The 23,208-nt window shown below is 52.7% G+C and carries 18 protein-coding genes; 10 read left to right on the forward strand and 8 right to left on the reverse strand.

Annotated elements, in window-relative coordinates; translation table 11 throughout:
* Window positions 1-32 precede the first annotated feature (32 nt).
* On the reverse strand, window positions 33-944 hold the full coding sequence (locus tag CRO05_RS11345; protein WP_097067283.1) for a hypothetical protein: 912 nt from the start codon (window positions 942-944) through the stop codon (window positions 33-35).
* Between the two features lie 376 nt (window positions 945-1,320).
* Between CRO05_RS11345 and CRO05_RS11350 the strand changes: the two genes are divergently transcribed.
* Complete coding sequence (locus tag CRO05_RS11350) at window positions 1,321-4,623, forward strand: EAL domain-containing protein (protein WP_235001410.1); 3,303 nt, start codon at window positions 1,321-1,323, stop codon at window positions 4,621-4,623.
* Between the two features lie 25 nt (window positions 4,624-4,648).
* On the opposite strand, the gene CRO05_RS11355 is transcribed toward CRO05_RS11350, so the two are convergent.
* Window positions 4,649-4,834, reverse strand: a complete 186-nt coding sequence (locus CRO05_RS11355; protein ID WP_097067946.1) for a hypothetical protein — start codon at window positions 4,832-4,834, stop codon at window positions 4,649-4,651.
* Window positions 4,835-5,203: 369 nt separating this feature from the next.
* Between CRO05_RS11355 and CRO05_RS11360 the strand changes: the two genes are divergently transcribed.
* Both CRO05_RS11360 and CRO05_RS11365 read left to right on the forward strand, forming a co-directional pair.
* Window positions 5,204-5,518, forward strand: coding sequence for a phage protein NinX family protein (locus tag CRO05_RS11360; RefSeq protein ID WP_097067285.1), 315 nt, complete (start codon window positions 5,204-5,206; stop codon window positions 5,516-5,518).
* Window positions 5,519-5,602: 84 nt separating this feature from the next.
* Window positions 5,603-7,201, forward strand: a complete 1,599-nt coding sequence (locus CRO05_RS11365; RefSeq protein WP_097067286.1) for a phosphatidylserine/phosphatidylglycerophosphate/cardiolipin synthase family protein — start codon at window positions 5,603-5,605, stop codon at window positions 7,199-7,201.
* A 181-nt stretch (window positions 7,202-7,382) separates the two neighbouring features.
* On the opposite strand, the gene CRO05_RS11370 is transcribed toward CRO05_RS11365, so the two are convergent.
* Window positions 7,383-8,021: an SRPBCC family protein gene (locus CRO05_RS11370; protein ID WP_097067287.1), complete on the reverse strand. Its 639-nt coding sequence runs from the start codon at window positions 8,019-8,021 to the stop codon at window positions 7,383-7,385.
* A 517-nt stretch (window positions 8,022-8,538) separates the two neighbouring features.
* Window positions 8,539-8,883, reverse strand: coding sequence for a DUF488 domain-containing protein (locus tag CRO05_RS11375; RefSeq protein ID WP_097067288.1), 345 nt, complete (start codon window positions 8,881-8,883; stop codon window positions 8,539-8,541).
* Window positions 8,884-9,229: 346 nt separating this feature from the next.
* Between CRO05_RS11375 and CRO05_RS11385 the strand changes: the two genes are divergently transcribed.
* Both CRO05_RS11385 and CRO05_RS11390 read left to right on the forward strand, forming a co-directional pair.
* Window positions 9,230-9,700, forward strand: coding sequence for a CreA family protein (locus CRO05_RS11385; RefSeq protein ID WP_369831634.1), 471 nt, complete (start codon window positions 9,230-9,232; stop codon window positions 9,698-9,700).
* A 617-nt stretch (window positions 9,701-10,317) separates the two neighbouring features.
* A complete protein-coding gene (locus CRO05_RS11390; RefSeq protein ID WP_097067291.1) occupies window positions 10,318-10,770 on the forward strand; it encodes a CHRD domain-containing protein in 453 nt (150 codons plus the stop codon).
* A gap of 370 nt (window positions 10,771-11,140) precedes the next feature.
* Here CRO05_RS11390 and CRO05_RS11395 read toward each other — a convergent pair whose 3' ends face one another.
* On the reverse strand, window positions 11,141-12,457 hold the full coding sequence (locus CRO05_RS11395) for a cytochrome c (RefSeq protein ID WP_235001412.1): 1,317 nt from the start codon (window positions 12,455-12,457) through the stop codon (window positions 11,141-11,143).
* Window positions 12,454-13,194: a cytochrome c4 gene (locus CRO05_RS11400; protein ID WP_235001413.1), complete on the reverse strand. Its 741-nt coding sequence runs from the start codon at window positions 13,192-13,194 to the stop codon at window positions 12,454-12,456. The genes CRO05_RS11395 and CRO05_RS11400 overlap by 4 nt, the downstream gene beginning before the upstream one ends.
* A 321-nt stretch (window positions 13,195-13,515) precedes the next feature.
* Between CRO05_RS11400 and CRO05_RS11405 the strand changes: the two genes are divergently transcribed.
* The gene (locus CRO05_RS11405; protein WP_097067292.1) at window positions 13,516-14,991 is read left to right on the forward strand and encodes a hypothetical protein; all 1,476 of its coding nucleotides are present in this window, start codon (window positions 13,516-13,518) and stop codon (window positions 14,989-14,991) included.
* Window positions 14,992-15,090: 99 nt separating this feature from the next.
* Window positions 15,091-16,602 (forward strand): RimK family protein, encoded by a 1,512-nt coding sequence (locus CRO05_RS11410; protein ID WP_097067293.1) that lies wholly within the window; start codon window positions 15,091-15,093, stop codon window positions 16,600-16,602.
* Between the two features lie 125 nt (window positions 16,603-16,727).
* On the opposite strand, the gene CRO05_RS11415 is transcribed toward CRO05_RS11410, so the two are convergent.
* A complete protein-coding gene (locus CRO05_RS11415) occupies window positions 16,728-19,778 on the reverse strand; it encodes a winged helix-turn-helix domain-containing protein (protein ID WP_097067294.1) in 3,051 nt (1,016 codons plus the stop codon).
* A 146-nt stretch (window positions 19,779-19,924) separates the two neighbouring features.
* Here CRO05_RS11415 and CRO05_RS15570 point away from each other — a divergent pair, with 146 nt between their 5' ends.
* The 3 genes from CRO05_RS15570 (at window position 19,925) to CRO05_RS11430 (ending at window position 21,567) form a co-directional block, all read left to right on the forward strand.
* On the forward strand, window positions 19,925-20,080 hold the full coding sequence (locus CRO05_RS15570) for a hypothetical protein (RefSeq protein ID WP_159462733.1): 156 nt from the start codon (window positions 19,925-19,927) through the stop codon (window positions 20,078-20,080).
* A gap of 108 nt (window positions 20,081-20,188) precedes the next feature.
* Window positions 20,189-20,695, forward strand: a complete 507-nt coding sequence (locus CRO05_RS11425) for a hypothetical protein (RefSeq protein ID WP_097067296.1) — start codon at window positions 20,189-20,191, stop codon at window positions 20,693-20,695.
* A gap of 242 nt (window positions 20,696-20,937) precedes the next feature.
* A complete protein-coding gene (locus CRO05_RS11430; RefSeq protein ID WP_097067297.1) occupies window positions 20,938-21,567 on the forward strand; it encodes a PEP-CTERM sorting domain-containing protein in 630 nt (209 codons plus the stop codon).
* Between the two features lie 341 nt (window positions 21,568-21,908).
* Here the strand turns inward: CRO05_RS11430 and CRO05_RS11435 are convergent, their stop codons facing one another.
* Complete coding sequence (locus tag CRO05_RS11435) at window positions 21,909-22,952, reverse strand: glutathione S-transferase family protein (protein WP_304528818.1); 1,044 nt, start codon at window positions 22,950-22,952, stop codon at window positions 21,909-21,911.
* Between the last annotated feature and the right edge of the window lie 256 nt (window positions 22,953-23,208).

Below are 23,208 nucleotides of genomic sequence, written 5' to 3' on the forward strand. Positions count from 1 at the left end.
ATTGCAGTTCCTTGATGGCGATGATCCTTTTTTTATCCGGGATACTTGATCTTCAATCGGTTAACGAAAGGTTCTGACAGTTGAAATTCCCGTTCCCCGGGGATAAAAACCTTGCAGCTATGTTCCGTTCCCTCGTGAGTAACCTTGAAACTTGCGAATACACCTGTATCCGCTGGCCTTGTGACAGGAATCTGCAAAGTTCCCGGCCTTAACTTATAGCCGACCGGTAAAGCCCTTTTGGGTGGAGCACCTGCAAATTTGGAGACAGCGCCTCTTGTCAAAAAGGAATACTCAACCTCGGGATGTGCCTGCGATTGCACGGGTCCGGCCTTATTCCAATTGACATTCAGCAGAATGTCATCGCTTTGCGCTGTGTTCAACGTGTGCGACGTGGCCGACGTGGCTGACGTAGCCGATCTATCCGACTTGGCCGGTTCGGCCCAACAGGTCAGTCCCTGGCGCTTCTTCAGGCATGCGGCTTGAGCCTCTACTGCGGATATCCCGAACTCAGGCTTTCGATCCGCAATCTTATGCATGAGAAATTCTGCCGCCTGCGCAGACTCAACCGGTGAGTTCCTGGAGCAATAACCGCCTTTCCACTGACTGAATCGTTCTTCGCTAATGGTGTTGGCCAACGGAGTTGGCGCAGTTTCAGGGTCGCCGTCGTCCAGATTGACGAGACCATACCATAGACCGAGCGATCGATCGCTGCCGAACTTCTGCGTCTGCTTTATCGCATTCATGGCCTGTCGGTAGTCTAAAGAGCACAGCTCAGCGTACATCACGCGGTCTCTGACCCGAGCGTTGGTTTTGGAATACTGGTCGTAAAAGCCGCTTGTAAGAATCTCACGGCAGGTTTCATCGGCGCTCGCGCGCTCTGACAGAGCGGACAAAACGAGCGACATAGGCAAAATGCAGGCAATAGCGACAATCCGGTTTTTCATGGTGTTCCTCCGCGGAAGCATGCATTATATAAAAGATGCGCCTCTTGCATAAGGTGCGGTGTTTTAACAGCGCTACCGCTGCTGTTGAATGGATGATCAAGTTCCCGCAAGCACTCTTGGGGGTGTTTCAAATATTTCCGAAGCAAATCAGGCATTGTTAGCGATCACACAGACAGCCCTGCCTTCTTATGCTCAACTATGCTGCACTGGAGCCTGGCCATTTTTCCGGTTGGTGATTGGTATCAAATAGGCAAACATAACCAAAGCAGGAACATTATCGTCTCTTGAAAACGCTCCACTTTTTTTATATCCGGATGATAAAGTTTCTTTTGCGCTCCACCGTTATATGATGAGTCGCCACCCTTGGCTCATCGTCTTGCTCTACGCCGCCTTTTCAACGCTGTGGATCACAGTTGCGGGCTATCTTATTTCGCTCACCTTTGATGATCCGGTGTTGCGGAGCCGTGCCTATCTGGCAAAGGAACTGATTCTTGTCGCAATCAGTAGTGGCATGTTTTATATGCTACTCAAGTTGGGGCGGGACACGCTTATCCCACCGATTGTCCCGGGATCCGATTCCGGACGCTTCCCTCTGAATCGGCTGGTGCTGATGTTTTTCTCATTGGCAATGGTCGCGCCATTGGTGAGTATCGGCATTGTCAAGGTATACGGACCGGAGATCGAACGGGGAGCCTACGCGGATCTTCAAACTATTGTCGATCTTAAAGCGGAGCAGCTCCAACTTTGGCTGGCCGAGCGCCAGGGTGATGCAGAAGCAATAGTGGTGAGTCAGGCATTCATCGGACGCGTAGCGAACATGGTGCGTAACAGAGATGAAACACTGCGAGAACCCGTTCGCAACCGGCTGGAAGCCGTTCGGCAAGCCTATAGTTATGAGTCTGTGCTACTGATGGATACGGCAGGCCTGTCTCTGCTGGCCTTGGGCGAGAAACATGAACTGCCGCCCATTACCGCGGAGTTGTTGCCTGCTGCTTTGCGTACACGCCAGATACAGAGCAGCGATCTGTTCAAGGATGAAAATGGAGAAGCATGGCTTGATATCGTGGTGCCTCTGGTGCCTGAGGGGATGGGTGAAGAACCCGTGGCAGTTGTGGTTTTACGCGCGAATCTAGCGCAATTCCTTGTCCCGTTGATCGAGAAATGGCCAGGCGGCAGCCCAAGCGCCGAAACTCTGCTAATACGCAAGGAGGGCGAAGTAATTACTTACCTTAACAAGTGGCGCCACTCCGGGGGACCTGCCACGCGGCATCAATCGTTGGCGGCAAGAAACGACCTGCCAGGCGCCATTGCGGCGCATGAAGGACGGCACGGGACAGCGACCGGAATGGATTATCGCGGTGAGCCGGTCTTTGTTGCTTACCGTCCAGTCGCTGGCACCGACTGGCGCCTCATCACCAAAATTGACCAACGCGAAGTACTCGCTCAGTTGTGGACGCTGGTGTTCTGGGTCAGCGTGGTTATTCTGATCGCTATGGCTGCGGTAAGCATAGCCTTATTGTTGTTATGGCGCCAGCAGCACCGTGCTCACCAATTGGCGCTTATTGTCCGCACTGCCGAGCAGGACCGTCTCCTCAAGTATTTTTATGAATTGCCATTCATCGGAATGGCAATCACCTCCCCCGACCCTAGGCGCTGGCTGCGTTTTAATGATCAGCTATGCGAGATGCTCGGCTATTCGCGCGAGGATCTTGCCAAAAAAACCTGGGTTGAAATGATTCATCCTGCGGATATCGAGAAAGACACCGCGGAGTTCGAACGAGTCATGCGTGGCGATTCTGAAGGTTATGGAATGAATCAGCGCTTCATCCGCGAGGACGGATCAATTGTCCTGGCCAATATCGACGTCAAATGCGTGCGCAGGGACGACGGTAGAGTGGACTACTTTGTCGCCATGATCCGCGACATTACCGAGCAGGAACGCCAAAAAACCGAAATTCTGGCTGCGAGGAGCCAATTGCAGGCCACCCTGGACGCCATCCCCGATCTGCTGTTCGAGCTCGATACGGACGGTTGCGTCCATGCCTGCCACACTGCCCGCCGCACTGATTCACCGGCTGCGCGTCTTGAAGAACTGGTTGGTAAAAAAGTTTCGGACGTCCTTTCCCCCGGCGCGACAGATGTCATCATGTCGGCGCTGCAGGAAGCGCAGGCAAAGGGCCTTTCATCCGGCAGGCAATTGGAACTGGAGCGTTCCGAAGGAGAAGGCAAGTTGTGGTTCGAGCTTTCCGTGTCGCGTAAACGCCTCGATCCTGGACTGGAGCCTCGTTTCATTGTTCTTGCGCGTGACATTACCGAACGCAAGGCATCCGAACAGCGCATCCTGAATCTTGCGCACTATGATTCCCTTACCCGGCTTCCCAATCGCGCGTTATTGGCGGATCGTATGAAAGTCGCCATTAAGCGTGCCGCACGGCAGTCCACCCGTCTCGCTGTCCTTTTCGTGGACCTCGACCGTTTCAAGCCAATCAATGATTCGCTGGGCCATGATATCGGCGACCACTTGCTGAAAGCCGTTGCGGAACGCATGCAAACCTCGGTTCGGAGCGTCGATACGGTAAGCCGGGTAGGAGGCGATGAATTTGTTGTTCTCTTGAGTGAGATCGAAACAACAGAGGACGCCGCACGCGTCGCGGAAAAGCTCATCGCCGGCCTGGCGCATCCTTACTGCATCGAAGAACACGAACTGCTGCTGACCGCAAGCATCGGTATTTGTATCTATCCGGATAACGGCACTGAACCCAATATCCTGTTGCGCAATGCTGACGCCTCTATGTACACAGCCAAGGAAGCCGGCCGCAACCGCTATCAATTCTACTCCGATGACATGACGGCGCGCGCCATCGAACGGCTGAGCCTTGAACGCGATCTGCGAGGTGCGGTTGAGCGTGGTGAAATGTTCCTGGTGTACCAACCGCAGATCGAGCTTGCCACGGAGCGCATTATTGGTGTTGAAGTGCTGATGCGCTGGCGGCATCCGGCGCGTGGGCTAATTTCGCCGGTTCGATTTATTCCCGTCGCCGAGGATACGGGTTTGATTCTCGCGATCGGGGAGTGGGCTTTGCGCGAATCCTGCCGGCAAGCGCAGTTGTGGCGCGACTGTCGATTGCTGGACGGCTGCATCTCAGTCAATGTTTCCGCGGTGCAGTTCCGTCAAACCGACTTCGTGAATACAGTTGCGCATGCGCTCGAGGAATCTGGCTTATTGCCAGCCAGCCTGGAACTGGAACTCACCGAAAGCGTGGTGATGCAGGGGGTGGAACCCAATCTGGAGAAATTACGGGAACTGGACAGGCTTGGCGTAAAGGTCGCCATCGATGATTTTGGCACTGGCTATTCAAGTCTGTCATATCTCCGGCAATTCACCGTCGACCGATTGAAGATTGATCGGTCCTTCGTTCGCGATTTGCCCGGCAACACCGACGCGGAAGCCATCGCTGCAGCCATTGTGGCAATGGGGCTCAATCTCGGCTTGCGCATTATCGCCGAAGGTGTGGAAACCCAGGCGCAGGCAGAATTTCTGCAAAGCGTCTTATGCAAGGAAGGTCAGGGCTACCTCTATGCCTGGCCGATGATCGCAGACGATTTTGAAGCGTGGGTGGGGGTATGGCGGAATCGCGCCGACGAAAACGATGAACTGCATTCTCACGGGTCGAAGTGAAATTCCAGCGCTCTCCATGATTCTTTCAGTCCACCTCCTGCTGTTCGCTGGACCTCTCCTTTTTGACTGGATTCTGCAGCGTGTAGCCCTCCTCTTTCGCCTTATAGCCTCCATACGCCCCCGCACCTCCCGCTGCGAGCAGCCAACACCCAGACAAGGCTGGAGTTACCAGTACAAGCATTCCTAAACAGAGCAATGTCTTTGCTTTCATAACCATCCCCCAGAGAACTTGGTAAAACACCAGATTTTTTGTATGCCGGGCACCCGCCAAAGTATATCCATAATACTAGGTGAATATGACCTGAGGTCTGTGCGGTCGCAAACATTCGTCATGGTGCACGCGGGTTATACTGCGGAGTATTTAGTACACGTGCTGCTGCGGCGAGGGTGACGAGGGCAGCGTTTGGAGCGTTTTGAAGCCTGGTCGGCTTGAAAAAAATATACCCATGATAAACTAAAGGTAATTCTCCGATTCTAAACTGGAAGGAGCGCCGCGTATTTCCCTTATTCCGCAATTTGTCATGTCGGTCGCAGGCAACGGAAGCGTCCATGTGGCGGAAGTATCATAAGGAGAAAAATCATGAAAGTATCCGAGCTTAAAGACGAATTGCTCGATTATTGGGTGGCGAAAGCCAATGGTGCAGCGGAAGTGCACGTTATTGATTCGCACTGTGTCATCGATCATGTCCGCTGGGAACCATCCGTTGATTGGGCTCAGGGAGGGCCTATTATCGAAAGGGAAGGAATAAATCTCAGTCATAGTCTAGAAGCGGGTTCGGAGCACTGCACCGCGTATATGCGATCGGGCAGAAACCGGCAAAAGGGACTTACCCCACTGATTGCCGCAATGCGCTGCTATATCGACTCGAAGTTTGGCGAGGAAGTAACGGACTGAACAAAAACCCGGACTGACATTGAAGTTGGAATATATTTTGATCCATTTTGCTGCGTAATCACGAAAACGTAAAGCGATAATCGTATGGCCAAAGTCAAGCTGACAGAGTATCCGCGTGAAGCAACCCATGCAACGCGCATTCTGGCGGCACAAGCGTTTTCCCGCGCGGCAGGCGCCCCTCTCGTACATGGCAACAGCATCCGCCTTCTAAAGGATGCAAGCGAGAATTACCCCGCGTGGCTTGAAGCGATCCATTCAGCGAAAAAGAACATTCATTTCGAAAACTATATTATTCGCGATGATGGTATTGGCCAGCAGTTTGCCGATGCGCTTATTACAAAAGCAAAGGAAGGCGTCAGGGTAAGAGTGCTCTACGACTGGCTCGGCTGCCTGACACAAACATCCAACAGCTTCTGGCGGCGATTGAGTGGTAGCGGCGTCGAGGTGCGCTGCTTCAACCCCTTGCGCTTCGACAGTCCGCTGGCCTGGCTGAGCCGGCTTCATCGGAAATCGCTCAGCGTGGATAACCGCGTCGCGTTTGTCAGCGGATTATGTGTCGGAGAAATGTGGAGAGGTTATCCCGAACGAGGTATTCCGCCATGGCGTGATACGGGTATTGAGATACGCGGTCCAGTCGTAGCCGATGTGGTACATTCTTTTTCCCGCGCCTGGGCCGAGACCGGGGGCGAGATGCCAGCGGATGATCTTCCGGACAGGGGCTCGATCCCCCTCACGGGTGTAGTCGATTTGAGGGTTTTGGGTAACGTTGCCGCCACCGCCGGACTATACCGGCTCGAACAGCTGATTACGGTATTAGCCCAGAAAACGCTCTGGCTCACCGATGCATATTTTGTCGGTACCACTAGCTATATGCAAGCGCTGAGGGGCGCTGCAATGGATGGCGTAGATGTCCGACTACTGGTTCCAGGTTCGAGCGGTGACCTCAAATTCCTGCGGCCGATTTCGCGTACCGGTTATCGCCCCTTGCTGGAAGCCGGCGTGCGCGTGTTCGAGTGGAACGGGTCAATGTTACATGCAAAGACCGCTGTGGCCGATGGCCGGTGGGCGCGCGTGGGTTCAAGCAACCTCAACATGTCCAGCTGGCTAGGCAATTGGGAACTCGATGTAGTGGTCGAAAATCACGACTTTGCGCAGGAAATGGAACAAATGTACCTGCAGGATTTGAATAATGCGACTGAAATCGTACTCAGCGAAAAGAACCGTGTTCGTCCGGTGGCGCAGTCCGATTCCGTAGTCAGTTTACGTCACGGGAATAAGGGGGGCCCCAGGCCTGGAAGTGCCAGCCGCTTGACGGCGGGGGCCATTCGCGTGGGCAATACTGTGGGGGCCGCAATTACCAGTCGGCTCGTGCTCGGCGCAGCCGAAGCAAAAATCATGTTGTTTGGCGGCGCTACCTTATTAGGTCTGACTGCACTTGCATTGCTGCAGCCACTACTGATGGTGATCCCTTTCTCCCTGCTCGCCGGCTGGATAGGCGTTTCGCTGCTGATCCAGGCCTACCAGTTGCATAAAACCGGGCAAAAGGATATAGCATCGGATAGAGAATCCAATAAGGCGCCCAACGAAATAAGGGAGAAGGTAGCCGAGGTTCCCCGCTTGTTACAGCAACCGGCCCCCGAACCACCGGCTCAAACGCCGCGCGACGCCACAGGCAAGCCTTGAGGCGCGCGAACAAGCTGTCTCCGTTAAGGGCGTTTTTGAATTAATCGCCGTAGCGGCATCTCCCATTTAGCTGCGGCCCAACCCGTCTCGCCAGTTGTTTTGCGAGTATCACAGCTCTGATTCCTTCAATGGAGACCCAGGTATGCCCATTGCATAACCATATAACACATTACGTCTTGCATTATTGGCTGGCGACGTTCATCTGCTTTCTTCTGATTATCTCATTTACTATTACGTGAAATTGATCCTGCGCTTCTCGCTTTATGAAAACCTTCGCTACCCCGGGTGGAACCCAAACACCGGGTACAAATACAGCATGGTAGCTGATGCGAGTTTGATTTCCTTCCGGCAATAGCTGTGTCGTCTCCTCCATTTGGCGCATGCTGCCGCTGATCATGCGTTCCTCAATTTTCTTGAAAGGAAGCAAATTTATTTCCCGTACAGATTCGAACGAAAAGGTGAAGAAACCATATTTGGTGACACCTTTTTGCGAAACATGGACATTGTTGCCTGTTCTGTCGATGACTTTACTGGACAGAACGCTGGAATTGAACTTGGGTATATTGTCGAAATCGGTCAATACCGCCCATGCCTCCTGGGGCACAACCGGAACGATAAAGCTCGCATCCACAATAATTTGTTCACCATCATTCTGTATATTGATCGCTATATTTTTGTCGAGAGGGTCCATGACTTGTCTGACAGGATGCGAAGTTGGCGTTTTATCGCTCCTGGCCTGTTTATCTTCCTCGGCCAGAACCGGGCCGCCAAGAAACAGATTTAACAGAACAGTGGCGAACGTGATTTGAAGTTTAGTCATCAAGATCGATCAAAACCGGGTTTTAAAGTGTTGTTTGTACATGTCGCTCTATCCTGAAAAAGACAGATGCCGCATGATGTCGATTTCGTAATCGCACGCGCCGGCTTCACCCTGCGTCAATCTTGCTGTCCGGCATATCCCGAGCTGCTTCCACACCGGTTCTGCTGAGTCAATCTTCGTAGTCTACAATAATAAAAACGATGGGCTAGAAAAAAATAATCATAAACACGTTGCTAATTCAGGGTGATATCCCAAGTGGCCTTTCGCCTGCGCAATATATAGAATTTGTGGATTCTACGGCTTCTGCACCAAAAAACGGTCCAGCCCCCGCTCGCCTCGATTGCGACCATTCGCTCTGCTCACCACCACTCGCCACCTGAGGACCTCGAAGCATTGAATACGAGGATGGAGATTCCGATTGCTGGAAGAAAACTGATAGCCTGCGCTCGGAGGTAGTTGGTTTGGGAAGCGCCGGGTCTGTACCGGCGGTTGTCTCAACTTTTTCTCATCGGAAAGTCTAGCGGCGCAGGAACTCTTGAAGAACGATAGCTTCGTTATGCGCTTCGTCCCTTGCGCCGTATACCAGCGTGACAACTTCGTTCTTTATTTTTTCCTTAAGCAGCGCGACCTGCTCATCGTTCTCCTTGAGTTCGGCCCGGTAACGCTTCTTGAACTCCACCCACTTATCGGTATCATGACCGAACCACTTTCGGAGTTCGGTGCTGGGGGCGATTTCCTTCAGCCAGAGGTGAACATCAGCTTTTGCCTTTGTCAAACCTCGAGGCCAGAGCCTGTCGACCAGGATGCGCGTTCCATCTTCTTTGTCTGATGGCTCATAAACCCGTTTGATCCTGATGTTCATTTTGTCTGCCGCTTTCTCTCAAAGATTTAATGACGGGGATTCGTCGAATTTAGTCATCCTTACTTTGAAGCTTATCGAGAGTTTCGCACTATCGCAATGGCTTTGGAATTTCAAGTAAGCGCGGAATTTCAATCGGTGTTGTACCATGAACCGCTTGCCGCGATTTGCGGGGCTGAACTGTGGGTTTCAAAAAGTGAATTTAGCGCGGGCAGCCCGCATAATAGAAATGGAAAAATGCATATGGGCGAAGACCTCGAAATAGGACATGAACACTACGTCGTCCAGCTCAGCCGTTCGACTCGTCCATATTGATCGAGAATTTAACAATGGAGGAAGAATGTCGGTAATAAGATTTACAGCGAGAATACTGGTTATGACAACGTTCTGCACGATGGCAAAAGCAGAACTGATCGGTGAAGTGGATACCGCCTTCCGGTGGCTGGGAAAGGATGATCGCGTGGTGATAGAAGCATATGACGATCCCAAGGTACAGGGAGTGACTTGCTACGTTTCGCGCGCAAGGACCGGCGGCGTCAAAGGCACCGTGGGATTGGCGGAGGATAGAGCGGAGGCATCCATTGCCTGCCGGCAGGTGGCTGAATCGGTCCGGTTTCTGGAAAAACTCCCCAGGCAAGAAGACGTGTTTACTGAACGCATGTCTATTTTATTCAAGCGTCTGCACGTGGTCAGAGTGATCGACTCCATGCGCAACACGCTTATCTATCTTACCTATTCCGATAAATTGATAGAAGGAAGTCCCCAAAACAGTATTAGTGCTGTTCCCGTGGGGCACGGAAATCCTATCCCCGTTAAATAGACGCTTGATAGTCATCAATAAAGCCATTCCTTTGATTATGGTTCGCACATCGCTGAACTCCACCGTAATCTCGAAAACCAACATGAGAAGAGCGGTCTGGAAAAACAGCGGGATGCCTGTCCAGCAGCCTTAGACACTACTCATCATATAATTTCCGCGTACCCCTACTCAGTTTATTATTTAAGTAGGCCATTGCATCAATGGCCTCTTTTTCTTCATTTTTCCTGAAAAGCTACTCCGACCAACTCGAAGCTGGGTATAAGCAGAAATAAGGCATACCGTGCGCCTTTCACGGTCATCCCCCGAACAGCGCTCACGCCGGACAGCGTCTATCGGGAAGCGGAGCTTTCCTGCACGAAGTTTCAATATGCACAGCTTGTATTTTAAGCCTTATCGAGCTCCCAATCCTGATCTCTGAAATCGGGTATAACGTGAATGAGAATTGATAACTTACGTACGCTACCGTACGGACTCATCCTTGAAGGCAAAATAAAATAACAAGAATTGGCTTCACCATTCGCAGACACGACAGCGCAACTAATAGAAGCGGACGCGAATGGAACCAGTCAAGGAGCCATCATAATCCATAATTTATCATTCTGAAGGAGGCAAACTAAATGAACACAATTGTTCAAAAATCCCGATTCTCCCTGGCTATTGCTGCATTGATTGCTGGCGCACTGACTCTGACTGGAGGCGCAGGACTAGCGACCGCGGGTGAAATCAAGGTGAATCTGAGTGGGGACCAGGAAGTGCCACCGGTCCAAACCTCCGCGTCCGGCAGCGGCGCCATAACGGTCGAGGACAATAAATCTGTCAAAGGCAAGATCACCACGTCCGATATAAAAGGCACCGGGGCGCATATTCACGAGGGAGCAGTAGGCAAAAATGGCCCTGATATCATTACGCTCAAAAAGACTGCTGACAACGAGTGGTCGGTTCCAAGTGACGCACAGTTGACTGATGCGCAATACGATGCCTTCAAGGCAGGAAACCTGTACATTAATGTGCATAGCGATGCGCATAAGAGTGGAGAAATACGCGGTCAGCTGAAACGCGTACTCCACTGAAACCTTGACGTAGGCCTTCAGCGCCGCCGGTCCCCCAGGGCTGGCGGCGATTCAAGTGTATTTTACTGGGCGAGTACACCATGACAAAATATTATTCTCAAAACCGGCCGAATGGACCGGATGGACCGAATGGACCGGGTAAGCCGGAGAGGCCCAATGGCCCCCGACCCCATCCTGACCGCTCTCCCGACAAACCTGTAGAAGACCCTCCTCGCCCCATCGATCCTGACAAACCAAGAAGGGATCCGGAGAAGCCTGTAGACCCTCGGCCGTATGATCCCGATCCAACGCCAGGAGATCCGATCATAGACCCGGCGGATGAGCCTCTACTATAAAATTCAGAGGTACGGCCGTTGATTCGAATCGTATATCAATGTATGCCTTCCCGGCTCTTGTCGACTTGAGCTGCCGTAATCAGGCTGGCACGATTACCCCATGCGTTGCGGATATACGACAAAACCAGCGCGACCTCGCCATCATGTAGAGCCTGTGCGAATGGCGGCATGCCGTAAGGATGCGGGTTACCCGCGGTAACTGGCGGATAACCCCCATTGAGAACGCTGCGAATCACGTTAATCGGGGGAGTCATGGTGACAGCGCGGTTACCCGCCAAAGGTGGATAGATGCCGGGTGCGCCTTGCCCCGAGGCCCCATGACAATCCTGACAATGTTGTTTGTAGATCCTGGCGCCCTGCCGCAACCAATTCTGCACTTCCTCGGTAGGAGCAGGAGCGCTTGCTCGGGAGCGTGCCTTGGTCTCGCGTAATGATTTCAGATAAACCGCCATTGCATGTGCGTCTTCCTTTGTCAGGTGCTGAAGGCTTTGCCCCACAACTTCCGCCATAGGACCTGACGTAGTCGCTCGCGGTGAAACACCAGTGACGAGTAACTGCACAATGTCTCCCACCGGCCAGTCCGCCGAGCCTGCTTCCGCACTCGAGCTTAACGATGGGGCATACCAGTTGGAGCCCATGATCTGCCCTCCCCCCAGAGTAGTTTCCCCCGCGGCACTCCTCATGCTGGCAAGGGGATTGCGTTCCGTGTGACAAGCGCTGCAATGCCCGAGTCCCTGCACCAGGTAAGCGCCGCGGTTCCATTCGTCGCTTTTCGAAAGGTCCGGCTGATAAATGCCGGGCTTGAAATAAACGGCGCGCCAGAGACTCAACAGTGGCTGAAAATCGTAGGGAAAATTGACCCGATTAGGCGGATTATGTTGGGCCACGGGTGCAAGCGATTGAAGATGGCTGAAAATGGCGTTGGAGTCCTCGCGTGTGACTTTTGTGTATTCGGTATAGGGAAAGGCCGGATACAAGGGACGACCATCGCGTGATTTGCCCTCGTGCATCGCCTTCCAGAAATCTTCCTCATTCCAGTCGCCGATACCGGTTGCCTTATCGGGCGTGATATTAGTCGTGATAAATGTCCCGAAAGGCGTGGATAGGCTTCGCCCACCGGCATAAGGTCGACCACTCTGGGCTGTATGGCATCCCACGCAATTAGCTGCTCGCGCAAGATAAGCGCCACGGGCACGCTGCTGCTCCGCAGATATAATCGTTTCAGGCCTTGCTTCCTTTTCTGTGGCCGTCGCACCTATCAATTCAAATGAAAAATCTGAACCAGATAGAGTCGCAAAAGCTGCCAAACCAAGCAGGCATGTAATAGTCACGACAATAACGTGCAGTTTCACCGAACTGTGCCTTCATGAACGAGGCTTCCACAACGCTTTGTCATCTCGATGGAAAGAGCGGTGGCAGGGCTACCGTTCTGCGGAACGGGCTGCGCTGCCAGCCATGCTGCAACAGCATTCGTCTCGTCGGTAGTAAGCTGTTTTGCGATTTCCGACATGCAGTCCGCTGTTTGCCCTCGTATTAATCCACCGTTCTTCCAGGCGCCGAACTGGGCCACCATGTAGACGCGCGGAAGGCCCAACAAACCGGGAATAAATGGTGCCGTACCCATTAACTCTTTACCGTGGCATTCGGTGCATGCCGGAATTTTTCGCGCAGGATCTCCCTGATCGATGAGCTTTTGAGCCAGCCTGATTTCTGCAGGCGATGAAACCATGCGTTCTGGTGGCGGGTAAGGCTGTTTAAGCGCGGAAAAATAGGCAGCCATTTCCACAAGATATGAGTCTGTCATGTTCGAAAGCAGCAAGGCCATAGGCCGGTAATAGCGCCGGCCATCCCGGAAATTGCGCAACTGATTGAACAAATAGCCTTCTGGTTTGCCCACGATACGCGGGTAATAGTCCCCTCGCCCTTTTTTATCTTCCAGACCGTGGCAAACAATGCAGGGTTTTACCCGCTCCGCCATGGTGTCCGGCACTTCGACTGGAGCCGCAGTGGCGACAGTGGTGACTAACGCCGTGGCATTGGCAAGCCCGCTAGCAAATAAAAAAGAGGTTATAAAAACAAGTCGTCTCATGAGTTACCGCTTACATCCACTGGATTTTACTGATGAGACTATGACAGTCTGACGAAGTTGCCGCAAGGGTGTCTTTCCGGCCGGCCATTTCCAAACCCATAAGCTGCCCGTAAGTTATGTCGAGCATTGCAGGGGAATCGCTGCGGAATACGGCCGATTATTGCTTACTCTCTCGCTCTTTCGGATACATTGTCACTGTTCCAATTACGCCTAGTCACCCTGCTTGTGCTTGCATAAGCCACGCCTCCGCGGCGGAATAGCGTTATTCTGCTAGACTGAATCATGCATGACGCGCTCAGGGTTCTATGGATGGAGGCGTAAATGTTCGGTTCAAATATATTGGAAGTCGCGATCGGCATCATTTTCGTCTACTTGCTGCTCAGCCTGATATGCACCGCACTCAACGAGGGGATCGCATCGCTGATTGACAAGCGGGGAAAAAACCTCGTGGCGGGCATTAAAAACCTTCTCAACGATCCGAAATTTACCGGGTTGGCGCAGCAAGTCTACAATCATGGACTGATAGGCGGCATTTCACAGTATGCGTCCAATCCTGACAAACGGACTCGCTTGCCGTCGTACATGTCCTCTTCTAATTTTTCGCTCGCTTTGCTGGATATTCTTGCTGCCCGCGGCGCTATTGCAGGGAAATACGGCGAACTGCTGGATAATGCCGAAAGGGCGGAAGACGCATATGAAGAAGCTCGGGAAGCAGCGGCAGCGGCCCCTAACGATCCCAAGATTGCCAACGCGGCCAATCAGGCGAAAACCGCTCGAGACCAGACCCGCACAGCACTGGAAACTATCGCTGACGAGGCAAAGGAGGCATATGAGCATGCCCTGCAAGCTTCGAGCGCAGCGCCTGGTGACGCCGATCTCGCCAGGGAGACAGCACAGGCCAGGAATAGCATCGACAGTATAAACGCTGCGGTGAAAATGCTGGATGCGCGCCGCGCCGCGATTGCTTCCGCGAAAAATCCCAAGGAGGTCAAGCTGCTCACGACGGCAGGGGCCACCTTGAAAGAGGCGCTTGCCTATGCTCGCGAGCTCGCCGCCCAGCATCCAGACCCGCTGGGCAACATTCAGGAAGGGCTGAACAGCCTTCCCGAAGGACACACTAAAGAAACGCTTCTCGTTCTTGTGGATAAAACCCGCCGTGAAGTGACCACAATGGACCGCCAGGCGGAAGCCTTTCGGGAAAACCTTGAGGACTGGTTCAACAACGCCATGGAAAGGGTTGGCGGCTGGTACAAGCGCTGGACGCAAAGGGTGCTGTTTTGCCTGGCGGCGCTGGTCGTTGTCGTTTCCAATGCGGATACAGTAATGCTTATCCAGCGGCTTTCAAAGGATAATGCGCTGCGCGCGTCCCTCGTTGCCGCGGCACAGAACGCAGTAAAGGTCCAGCCTGTCTTGAAATCGACCGAACCAGCATCCGGAGAAACGGCAGCTGCATCCTCTCCATCGCAGTCTGGCTCAGGCGGGGAAGCGAGTACCAGTCCCGATTTGCAGATGGTCCTTAAAACGGCGGAAAACCTTAAATTGCCGGTCGGTTGGTCGTTTGACTCCAAAAATCCTGATGACCCCCGCTATTTTCGAAGTCCAGAGCTGTCGTGGGGATTCGCGGGCTGGGCCTTTTACAAAACGTTCGGTCTGCTGATTTCCGTACTCGCCGTCTCGATGGGAGCGTCCTTCTGGTTTGATACCTTAAGCAAGTTCATCAATCTGCGCGGCACCGGCACCCGGCCCGGCGAGACGAGCAAGAGTGCCGGTCGAAACGCCGGTCGGAATTCCCGATAGCTCATCTTCGAACGCACCGGCGAAGAAACCGGGCCCGATCCGTAGCATAACCTTAGAGAAACAGATAACGAACTTGCCGCATTCGAGAGTCGAGCTTTCATGAATATACTCATTATTGTCGATGAGCCCGAAGATTGGCCTCTGCAGGTTCCCGATGTAACGATTGTCGCAGCACAAACTTATCTGACCGATCCCGCTTTCGCTGTTGGCCATGCCACCGGCCATGACTCCAACCGTGGCACGGGTGTCATGAGCCGCTCTGTCAAGTTGTTCAATCTTTGCAAATCCTACCGCTACCAGGGCTCGGGCTATTACGTTTCGTTGCTTGCCGAGGCACGCGGACATAAACCGCTGCCAAAGGTCGGCGCCATCGAAGATTTACAGTCCTGGAATCTGGTGCGCCATCTTACCGAGGATATGAAAGATCTGATTCAGCGGCAGCTGGCGCCGCGGCAGATGGATGATCTCGAACTCGGCGTCTACTTTGGCCGCAGTACAGCCGGCTACGATTCGCTCAGCCATCAACTTTTCAACTTATTGCAGGTGCCGCTCCTGTCGGCTCGTTTTGAACGCCATCGCAACCAATGGAGTCTGCGCGGTGTACGAGCCATTGGCGCAGGCGATATACCTTCTGATCACCAGGAGTTTGCAGTGCTTGCGGCTACCGAATATTTCATGGGACGCAGGAAATGGTCGAAGAAGCATCCGCCGCGCTTCGACCTTGCCATCCTTCACGATCCAGACAATCCCGAGCCCCCTTCCAACGCAAAAGCCTTGCAAAAGTTCAAAAAAGCCGCCGAAGAACTGAGCATGCGTGTGGAATTCGTCACACACGCCGACATCCGCCGCCTACCTCAGTTCGACGCCTTATTCGTTCGCGACACAACCTTTGTCAACCACTATACATATCGTTTCTCGCGATTGGCATCCGCAGAAAGACTGGTGGTAATCGATGACCCGGACTCCATCCTCAAGTGCAACAACAAAGTCTATCTGGCCGAACTCCTCGCTCAACATAATTTACCGACCCCAAAAACGCTATTGGTGCACCGGGACAACATTTCCCGAATCGTCCCGGAACTGGGTCTTCCCTGCATCCTGAAACAGCCGGACAGCTCGTTCTCGCGCGGGGTGGTAAAGGTCGAAACAGAAGCCGAGCTGATACCCAGGGTAACCGAACTGCTGGCCAACTCTGTGCTGATTATTGCCCAGGAATGGCTGCCTACCCAATTCGACTGGCGGGTCGGCATACTCGATCGGAAAGTGTTATTCGTCGCCAAATATTACTTTCCCACAGGGCACTGGCAGGTCATCAAGCGCGACGAGCGCCGGCGCAAGCTGAGTGAAGGCCCCACAGAGGCTATCCCGGTGGATGCGACGCCTGAAGAAGTAATCAGGATTGCCCTTGAATCGGCCAATCTTATCGGCGACGGATTCTACGGCGTGGATATCAAGCAGATGGATAACCGGTGCAAAGTAATCGAGGTCAATGACAATCCGAATGTGGACGCTGGCAATGAAGATGCGGTGCTGAAGGATGTGCTCTACCGGGAAGTGATGGGTGTTTTCCTGAAGCGGATAGAAGCGCACAAACAAGGCAATTCTCGATGAGCGATCAATGGCCTTCCCCAGGCGCACGCTCATGCTTTTATGAGGCCACTGGGCGGATTTAGGTTAAAAAGCTCCTTGTATCCACGTAACAAGGCTTTTAGCGTGCGGATGATTGAAAAATTGCCTCAGGCCAGGCTGTATCCTGTTGAGGAAAGGGAATCGTGGCTTTCCGCAAGATTTAGCAAATGTTCCCGCAAGGGGTCTGATACTTGAAGAGAGTTGAGCAGTTGATCGATCTCATCCTGTTTTTTTGATCGGCAGTGACTCATCCTTCTCACGTCATCCAGCCGATGATACAGTTTTTCCCCAGTCGCGTAGACCCTCCACGCGGCAAGGGGAATTTTCGCGTTTTCAACGATTTCGAGCGCCTCCGCAATATGCGAATTCGCTTCGTCCAAAACCTCTTCCGTTATCGCAATCTCGGCAAGCAGGCGGTGGCCGAGTGCAAGATAGGTGCGCTCAGGCGGACCGCTGGAAAGATCACATAAGCGCTGCGCATGGTCACGCGCCTTATCCAATTTTCCTAGTGCGAGCCATGTTTCCCCCGCTCCAAGGCAAGCAGGGAAGAAATAGTTGGAGAATATCGGGAGAGCCTTATTTTTTTCCGCCTGAAAAAAAGCGTCAAAGCATCGAATGGCGCCAGCATAATCCTTTAGTCCGTACAGGGCATTTCCCAGGATTGCGGAACAATGAACCGTGACGAAATCAGCCCAGGCACCGACGCCTTCCGACAGCGCTTCCTCGCAATATGCTTTAGCACCCAAAAAATCACCGCCCGCCACATGCAACCAGCCCATCAAGATGTGATGATGCAACCGAAGCAGCAAACCGCCGTCATGCCATTCAAACGCACGCCTGCTTTGTTCTGCAGTCTCGCGCAATCTGCCCCATTCACCGCCATGCAGCAGAGTTAAACCATAGTAGTAATGGCCCGCCATGAACATGTAGCCATCTCCCAACAAGCGCGATAGCGCTAGCGCCTCGACTGCTGTCGTCGCAGCGCTCTGGTAATTCGAGGCCAGCAATTCAACGTAAATGTGCTGGGTCAACCGCGAGTGAAGCGCTAGCGGATTTCCCGTGGCGCGAACCGCATCCATGGATTCGTGACATGCGGCAGAATATTCCTTCCGCCACGGCCGCAACAATAGGTTCAGGCCACCCCACATGCCCTTGACAATCGCCTGCAGGATCTTGTCTTCAAGGGCTACGCAAGCTGAAAGCGCTTGCTCCGCGAACTCGAGACACTCAAGGCGATTCAACAAAACAAGGACTCGACTTAATTCGAGGAGTCCTACAACCTGTTCCCGGCTGTTTCCCAAGGCTCTTGCCACCGCCAGCATTTTCTCCAGATCGGTTTTCGCTCCCGCCATGTCGCCCATCGAACGCCTTACCGCCGCTGATTGCTTGAGGAGGCTCATGCTTGTTTCCGCCTGTTGCTCCGCAGGTAAACGTTCTATTACCTGAAAGGCGTGCACCAGGTAGTCGTGCGCCTGCCGATTGGCAAAGCGCCGGGTGCTGTTGTCAGCCGCCTGTACCAGATAGCGGATCGTCCGAAGCCATTCCCACCCGTTTTCAAAGTGCAGAGCGAGTTCACCTGCATGCTCGACGTTTTGCTCGCCGTATAACGCTTCAAGACATTCTCCAATGCGAAGGTGCATTCGTATCGCTTCAGCGAGAGAAAGCCGCTGGTAGAGAACTTCAAGGTATAAGGCATGGCGGAATGCATAGTGGCCCGCAACATCCCCTTTCGCGCTTTGCTCCATTCCATCGGATACCAATATCTGGCCGCGTCTGACCAGGGTATTGCAGCAGCGGTCTACCTCGACGATCTCCATACCAAGAACAGCGCAAAGCAGGCTCGCCCGAAACTGCATTCCGGCCACGCTCGCTGCCGTCAGAACGCGCTGCTCCTCCGGACTCAATCGTTCGATTTCACGTTCTATAACCCTGCGGATGGTTTCCGGCAGCGCTGTATCCACCGCAATTTTTTGAGACGACGGCGACCATTGATGCTGATTTATCAAGTATTCGATCAGATTGGATATGAACAAAGGATGCCCGCCGGTTCTGATAAAAAATGATTGGCTCATCGAGTCGGGAATGTCTATGCCTGGAAAACGCCGAGTGAGGTAATGTTTGACTTCGTTGCGGGAAAACGGCCCAAGGGCAACTTCGGAACAGATTCCCCTCAGTTGCAAATCCCGATGGATCACCGTAACCGGGTGCACCTGCTGGCTTGCATCGACGGGACGATATGTCGCGAGCACCATCAGGCACGCCGGCACATGACGCTGTGCAAGCAGACTTAAAAAGTCCAGTGTTGCGTGATCACTCCAATGGACATCCTCAAGCACGAGAATCAAGGGTACCTTGCTCAAGGTTTCCAGCAACTCGCAGCCTTCTCGCACCATACGTCCACGGCTTGCACCAAAAATCTCGCGCTGAAGCGCTGCGCGCTCTTCGGGTTGTAGCACTGACGGCAATTGCGCAAGCCAAACCGGTGCGTGTCGATACAACAGCTCGACGAGTTTCCTTCCCTCAGGTGCACTGCAACGCTTTTCAATAGCCTCGATCATAGGAAGCAGCGCTTCACCCTGGCCAAAGCGCTCTACGCAACGCATGCGCAAGACGCCCGGATTTTGGCTGGATACTGCGGAGAGAAACATCTCGATCTGCGTCGTTTTGCCGATTCCGCTCTCCCCTGTGACGAAAACGACTTGGCGCGAACCTTTCATTGATTTCTGCCAAATAGCCAGCAGACGAGTTTGTGGCGAACCCCGGTCTATCCAATATTCGGCTTTGTCAGGTAGCTGGTTTTTGAGGTAAACAGTGGAGACTGCTTCTTCCGTTTCCTGTGGAGATCTAGTAACCGGGGCAATGAAACGGTAGCCGCGCCTGGGGACAGTTAAAAGGTAGCTTGGGGCTGAAACATTGTCACCGAGAGTCCGGCGCAATTCGTTAATGCATACTTTCAGCACTGCTTCTCCAACGCAGCGGTGCTGCCATACCTCATCAAGCAACTCATCCTTCGTCACAAGCGTGCCGGATCGCTCCGCGAGATAGCACAACATGGCGAAACTCTTCGGACGTAACCGCACTACCTGATCGCCGCGCCACAGGATCGCGTTGGTTTTATCCAGCCTGAAAGGATGGAATTCCAAGTAATTTGTCTGCACGCCATTGTTCCTGAACACATCTTAACCTTATGGAAGGGTTGAGAAAAATAAACTGAGCAATATTTAACCGATATTTAACCGAACCTTTATGAATTTTCCTTTCAATTCCGCGATTCTAGCTGATGAATAATCAAGAGAAGCACGTAATGAAGAAATCAAATTCAATAGACATGTTTGGCCTGAGTGGTGACCCATCCGAAGTGGGCCGGTTGGAAAAATTGCTTCCCCATCTTGCGTCAGACGAGCTTGATACGCCTGCGGCAGGTTCCAGCACTGCCTGCTTGCCGCTCATGATCCAATAATTGCCTCCGGGTATGGCGGGCACGTTTTCTGCTTCTCTATTAGGGTCACGCTCCCAAGCTCATACTCAGGCGTTACATTTTATCAACTGTTAGGAAGAAGAGGGAAATATGAAGATGTGGAAAGCAATACCGGTTTTATTCGCTTCAACTGTGCTGGCTGGCTGTGCCACCATCATGGGGAATAGTGCTCATGAAACCTTGAATGTCCGGAGTGCACCTGATCAGGCGACTATTGTGATCCTGGATGAATCCGGCACCAAAATATTCGAAGGCAAAACGCCTACCTCGTTGCCCCTTGAGAAAAAGAAGGGCTATTTCAGCGGTAAAAAATATTCGGTAAACATCAAAAAAGAAGGTTTTGCAGAACAAAATATTACTGTGGATACAAAGGTTAATGGCTGGTATGTTGCGGGCAATCTGGTATTTGGAGGAGTTATCGGCTGGCTCATCGTTGATCCTGCAACGGGAGCCATGTGGAAACTGGATACAAATGAAATAGATGTCACATTGCAAGCACCAAGACAGGGTAGAACAGTTGAGAATACAACTCGCATTGTTCTTTTAGAAGATGTTCCGCCATCTCTGCGTAGCAAGATGGTTAGAGTCTCGCAATAACAAGTTGCGGAGAAACCAGGATTCCCGACAGTCATCACGCCTGCCTTGATTGATGGCTGCCGGGAATTAAAACCAGAGAAATCCGTGGCTTGACGAGGAGCTGCAAGTAGTCTGATCGCATGCTCGCCTTAATACATGTACCAAGCATTCAGGATGCCATTCGGACGCCGACGAACAGGCTTTAGCTTTTAACAAGCGGCGCAAGTACCAAGAGGTGAAATTTTAATTTCAGGAGGAAAACAATGAACGTAACAACAAAGTCTCTACTGGTTGCTATGGCTTTTGGAGGATCAGTTGCCACCGCAACCGCTTCTTCCGTCATAACCGGCATCACAGCGAGCGGACCAGGCTTGGGGTCATTTTCTTTTGAAGATCCTGCTCCTACGTTTAAGTATCTTTCAACCGCGTTCTCCAGTGCCGATCCTGTCACTCTGAGGTTCACGGTTGCCCATACGGAAGGGGATAATTCAGAACATCATATATATGAAACAATCACTAATAGCACTGCAACAGCATTTACTGACCTCCACTTGCATATTGATGAGTCTGTGGGTATTCCTGGCGATGGCGTTGTTTTCAACTACTTTAGCGCTGATCATTACTTGGCACCGGATTTCGCCCCTAACTTCACTCTCGACTCAGTATCTGCTGGCCCCAGGGAATTGAATTTTACTGGAGAGTTGGAGGCGGGCGCCTCGGTCGAGGATAGCTACTTCAACCTGAACCTCCCCGACCCTGGGGCTGGGAACACTTATACTTTTTCCTTGACCCAGACCGCGACTGTCGGAGTAGTCCCAGAACCTGAAACATACGCAATGCTTTTGGCAGGTCTTGGCCTGATGGGCTTTATGGCTCGACGAAAACAAAACTGAAACATTAGCGTGAAGCAGCGAAGGAACCCGCATCCTGCGCTTCTGCTCATCCAGGAGAAAAGAACCTGCACAGATTAGGATGTGTTAGCCATCAGGGTTAACACGTCCTAATGCAGATGTTCCCTTGGGCTGCGAAAGCGATGCCGCCAGGATATTAACGGAGCAGGTCTCATCGGTGTCGGGCAATCCGACAATCAGTCGGAAGGAATCCCTCTCCATTTTTGGCTACGCCCCCATCCATTGGTCATCATTCACGGGTCCGAATAAGGACTGACGTTCTGATGACGTCCATGAAAGCGTTCGGCGGCTTCTTCTCCACAGGGTTCGCTATGCCATCCAGTCTACCCATCATTCTCAATGGCATTTGGCAGCCGTGCCCGATCATGAGGCTGATCAAGGTCCAGAATTGGACCTGCAGGTACAATACGATTGGGGTTGATGGTAGGATGACTGCGGTAATAATGCTCCTTGATATGCCGCATGTTCACCGTTGCCGCTACACCGGGCCACTGGTACAGCTCACGGACAAAACTCCAGAGGTTGGGGTAGTTTATCAAACGCCTGAGATTGCACTTGAAGTGGCCGTGGTAAACCGGATCGAAGCGGATCAGCGTAGTGAATAGCCGCCAATCAGCCTCCGTGATACGGCTACCCAGGAGATAACGCTGGCGCGACAGACGCTGCTCCAGTTCGCCCAGACAGTCAAACAAATCCGCTACCACGTGCTCGTAGACTCGCTGATCAGTGGCGAAACCGGCCTTGTACACACCATTATTAACGTTGTCATAGATGCGCCCATTGATCTCGTCGATCTGCGGCAGCAGTGCAGCAGGCGCGTAGTCCCCTTCCACTGCGCCTATGCCATCAAAGGCCGCGTTCATCATGCGGATAATGTCCGCCGACTCATTGCTGACTATGGTATCCCGCTGTAAATCCCATAGCACCGGCACGGTTACCCTCCCGCTGTAATCAGGGGCCGCGCGCAGGTAGACCTCATAAAGATAGCGGGCGCCACCCACGGGATCGGGCGCCACTCCCGCAGCCTCCTCAAACGTCCAGCCGTGATCCCCCATGTAGGAATTGACGACCGATATTCCAATCATGTTTTCCAAACCTTTCAGGACGCGAAAAATCAGAGAGCGATGCGCCCAGGGGCAGGCCAGCGACACATACAGGTGATAACGGCCCTTCTCAGCCGGAAAACCGCCTTCGCCGGTCGGTCCAGGGCTTCCATCGGCCGTGATCCAATTGCGAAACCGAGCGTTGGTGCGGACAAAACTGCCCCCCGTCGATTTGGTGTCGTACCATTCATCGACCCATTTGCCCTTGACCAGTAAGCCCATTTTGAATTTCTCGCGGATCAGATTGTGCGAGAATCCGTTCAATACCGCGCTATTTACCCATCAACTCACATTACAACGCCTTTTCTGGGAAATAAAAATGTCGGATTGAGGGTACTCCCACCGGCCTGCGCCTCGCGTCCAACCCGGCCAGTAGGAATAAAAAGCCCGCGTGAAGCGGGCCAAGATGAAACGTGGTGTATGAACACCTTATTATTGTTTTTCTTTCGATTTGCGCTGCGCGACGCAGAAGCCAGGCATTCCCAGATCAAGAAGCGCGAGGGGTTGCCGGTTTGGAAGC

Source organism: Nitrosovibrio sp. Nv4 (assembly GCF_900215485.1).
Taxonomy (GTDB): domain Bacteria; phylum Pseudomonadota; class Gammaproteobacteria; order Burkholderiales; family Nitrosomonadaceae; genus Nitrosospira.

Excerpts from the sequence above, each read along its gene's own strand:
- CRO05_RS11360 (WP_097067285.1), top strand. The coding sequence starts at position 5,204 with ATGAAAGTATCCGAGCTTAAAGACGAATTGCTCGATTATTGGGTGGCG.
- CRO05_RS11375 (WP_097067288.1), bottom strand. The coding sequence starts at position 8,883 with ATGAACATCAGGATCAAACGGGTTTATGAGCCATCAGACAAAGAAGAT.
- CRO05_RS11410 (WP_097067293.1), top strand. The coding sequence starts at position 15,091 with ATGAATATACTCATTATTGTCGATGAGCCCGAAGATTGGCCTCTGCAG.
- CRO05_RS11365 (WP_097067286.1), top strand. The coding sequence starts at position 5,603 with ATGGCCAAAGTCAAGCTGACAGAGTATCCGCGTGAAGCAACCCATGCA.
- CRO05_RS15570 (WP_159462733.1), top strand. The coding sequence starts at position 19,925 with ATGAAGAAATCAAATTCAATAGACATGTTTGGCCTGAGTGGTGACCCA.
- CRO05_RS11430 (WP_097067297.1), top strand. The coding sequence starts at position 20,938 with ATGAACGTAACAACAAAGTCTCTACTGGTTGCTATGGCTTTTGGAGGA.
- CRO05_RS11400 (WP_235001413.1), bottom strand. The coding sequence starts at position 13,194 with ATGAGACGACTTGTTTTTATAACCTCTTTTTTATTTGCTAGCGGGCTT.
- CRO05_RS11405 (WP_097067292.1), top strand. The coding sequence starts at position 13,516 with ATGTTCGGTTCAAATATATTGGAAGTCGCGATCGGCATCATTTTCGTC.
- CRO05_RS11355 (WP_097067946.1), bottom strand. The coding sequence starts at position 4,834 with ATGAAAGCAAAGACATTGCTCTGTTTAGGAATGCTTGTACTGGTAACT.
- CRO05_RS11370 (WP_097067287.1), bottom strand. The coding sequence starts at position 8,021 with ATGACTAAACTTCAAATCACGTTCGCCACTGTTCTGTTAAATCTGTTT.
- CRO05_RS11390 (WP_097067291.1), top strand. The coding sequence starts at position 10,318 with ATGAACACAATTGTTCAAAAATCCCGATTCTCCCTGGCTATTGCTGCA.
- CRO05_RS11425 (WP_097067296.1), top strand. The coding sequence starts at position 20,189 with ATGAAGATGTGGAAAGCAATACCGGTTTTATTCGCTTCAACTGTGCTG.
- CRO05_RS11345 (WP_097067283.1), bottom strand. The coding sequence starts at position 944 with ATGAAAAACCGGATTGTCGCTATTGCCTGCATTTTGCCTATGTCGCTC.